Genomic DNA, 2,556 nt, shown 5'->3' on the forward strand with positions numbered 1-2,556 from the left:
GCGCCACGACGATGTCGATGCCCGCCTCCCGGTGCTTGCGGGCGTGCCGGGCGCTGCCCGCGAGCGCGGCGACCAGGACCTCTCGGTCGTGGGCGCGGGCGACGACGTCGGCGGGCGGGGAACCGAGGGCGCCCGCGACCAGCCGGATCGGGTAGTCGAAGGCGACGTCGAGCTGGGTGCGGGCGACCTGTTCCATCCACCCCGTGATGCGCCACCCGGAGGCCTCGCCCTCGGCCAGTTCCGGCACCCCGTGCTTGGCGAGGGTGTCGCGCACGAACCGCCGGTGCCCCTCGGGGATCATCGCCTCGACATCCGCCTCGGAGACGCCCTCCACCTTCTTCGCGGGCATCACCACGTCCAGCCCGTAGGGGTGGCCGCCGACGTGCGCCTCGATCCAGTCGAGGTCCCGCTTGAGGTCGTCGGGGGCGGTGTAGCGGACCGCGCCGAGCACGCCGAAGCCGCCGGCCCGGCTGATGGCCGCGGCGACGGCGGGGAACGGCGTGAAGCCGAAGACGGCGTGCTCGACTCCCAATTTCCTGCTCAGCTCCGTCTGCATGGGCGCAGGATGCCGCAGTCACCCGGACGACGGAAGACCTTTTCTGATGCTCCGTCAGATCCATGCTCCGTCAGACCCATGTTCGCCCCGTACGGCCCGCACGCCTCATTGACAGGTGCCGCGGCCGACAGGACAGTTTCACGATGACCGATGAGGTGGCTCCACGACTCACCCGCCGTCAGCTGGGCGCCCTGACCCTGGGCGGCGCCCTGGCCCTCGCCCCCTTGCCCGTGGGGCCGGCCGAAGCCGCCACCGCGTCCGGCGAGCACCGTCCCACCCTGCGCCACGGCTCGCCCGAACGCGCCGGACTCCTGGCAACCCACCTGCGCCGGCTCGTCAGCGACGCCGAGGCGTTCCTCGGCCCGTCCCCCGGGCATCCCTGGTACGCGGGGGCCGTCCTGCTCGCCGGACGCGGCGGCACCGTCGCACTGCACCGGCCGATCGGCATGGCGGTGCGCTATGCGGGATACGACGAGAAGACCGACACCGGCATCGAGTTCCCGCCCGGCCGGCAGATCCCGATGGCCGAGGACACCGTCTTCGACCTCGCCTCGGTCTCCAAGCTCTTCACCTCACTGCTCGCCGTGCAGCAGACGGAGCGCGGCACGCTGGAGCTGGAGGCGGCCGTCGCCTCGTACCTCCCGGACTTCGGCCGGGCCGGCAAGGAGCGGATCACGGTCCGTCAGCTCCTCACCCACACCTCGGGATTCCGTGACTGGATCCCCCTCTACACCGCACCGACGCACGAGGCGAAGCTCCGTCTCATCTGGAACGAGGCGCCGCTCAACCCGCCCGGTACGGCCTACCTCTACTCGGACCTCAACCTGATCTCCCTCCAGCTGGTCCTGGAGAAGATCACCGGCCGCTCCCTCGACGACCTTCTGCGCGAGGGGATCACGGCCCCGCTCGGCCTCACCCGCACCCGCTACAACCCGCCCGCGTCCTGGAAGCCGCAGATCGCCGCCACGGAGGACGCCCGCCCGCCCTGGTCGGGGCTGGACCGCGGCCTCGTGTGGGGCGAGGTGCACGACGAGAACGCCTTCAGCCTTGGCGGGGTCGCGGGCCACGCGGGGGTGTTCTCGTGTGCCTGGGACCTCGCGGTCCTCGGCCGCACGCTGCTCAACGGCGGCGTCTACGGCCCCGCGCGCATCCTGCGGCCGGAGTCGGTGGACCTGATGTTCACCAACTTCAACACCGCCTTTCCCGGCCACGACCACGGGCTCGGCTTCGAGCTCTACCAGCACTGGTACATGGGCGCGATGGCCACCCCGCGCACGGCGGGCCACACCGGCTTCACCGGCACCTCGCTCGTACTGGACCCGACGACCGACTCCTTCCTCGTCGTGCTGGGCAACTCCGTTCATCCGGTGCGTACCTGGCGGTCCGGGTCCGCGCCCCGGGTCGCCGCGGGCACCCATCTGGCCCGCGCCGTTCCGGTGCGCCCGGCCCGAGGCCGTACCGCCTGGTTCTCCGGAACGGCCGACGCCACCAGCGCGACCCTCACCCTGCCCGCGGTCGACACCTCACCCGGTGACGCACGGCTGCGCTGCGCGCTGTGGTGGGACATCGAACCGGCTTCGGACGTCCTCGTCCTCGAGGCCACCACGGACGACGGCACCACCTGGCAGCCCGTGCCGTTCACCACCGAGCGCCGCGGCGAGGAGCCGCAGCAGCATCCCGCAGGTTCGGCGACCGGCTGGTCCGGCCGCGTCTGGCACCATCTGACGGCCGGGCTGCCGACGGCCCGGCAGCTCGCCGTGCGCTGGCGGTACACCACGGACCGGCTGTACACCGGCCGCGGCGCCTACGTGGACGCCTCGCGCATCGAGGCGGGCGGCGAGCCCGTCTTCGACGAGACGCGGCCGGCGGACGCGGCACGGATCGAGGCGGTGGGGTGGGCGGGGGGGGGGGGGGGGGCGGGGCGGCGGCGCGCCGCCCCGGCCCCCGCGGCCGCCCCCCCCCCGCGCGCCGGGGGGGGGGCGCCCCCGACCCCACCCCCC

The 2,556-nt window shown here is 73.7% G+C and carries 2 protein-coding genes; one reads left to right on the top strand and one right to left on the bottom strand.

Annotation, left to right across the window (positions count from 1 at the left end):
* Positions 1-556: nitronate monooxygenase (locus tag AB0H32_RS47815; RefSeq protein ID WP_361135876.1), on the bottom strand; the 556-nt coding region annotated here is incomplete at its 3' end.
* 143 nt (positions 557-699) lie between these two features.
* On the opposite strand from AB0H32_RS47815, the gene AB0H32_RS47820 reads away from it, so the two are divergent.
* Positions 700-2,556 (top strand): serine hydrolase (locus AB0H32_RS47820; protein ID WP_361135878.1); only part of this gene is annotated, 1,857 nt, incomplete at its 3' end.

This window comes from Streptomyces sp. NPDC020362 (assembly GCF_040642095.1).
In the GTDB taxonomy this organism is placed as follows: Bacteria; Actinomycetota; Actinomycetes; order Streptomycetales; family Streptomycetaceae; genus Streptomyces.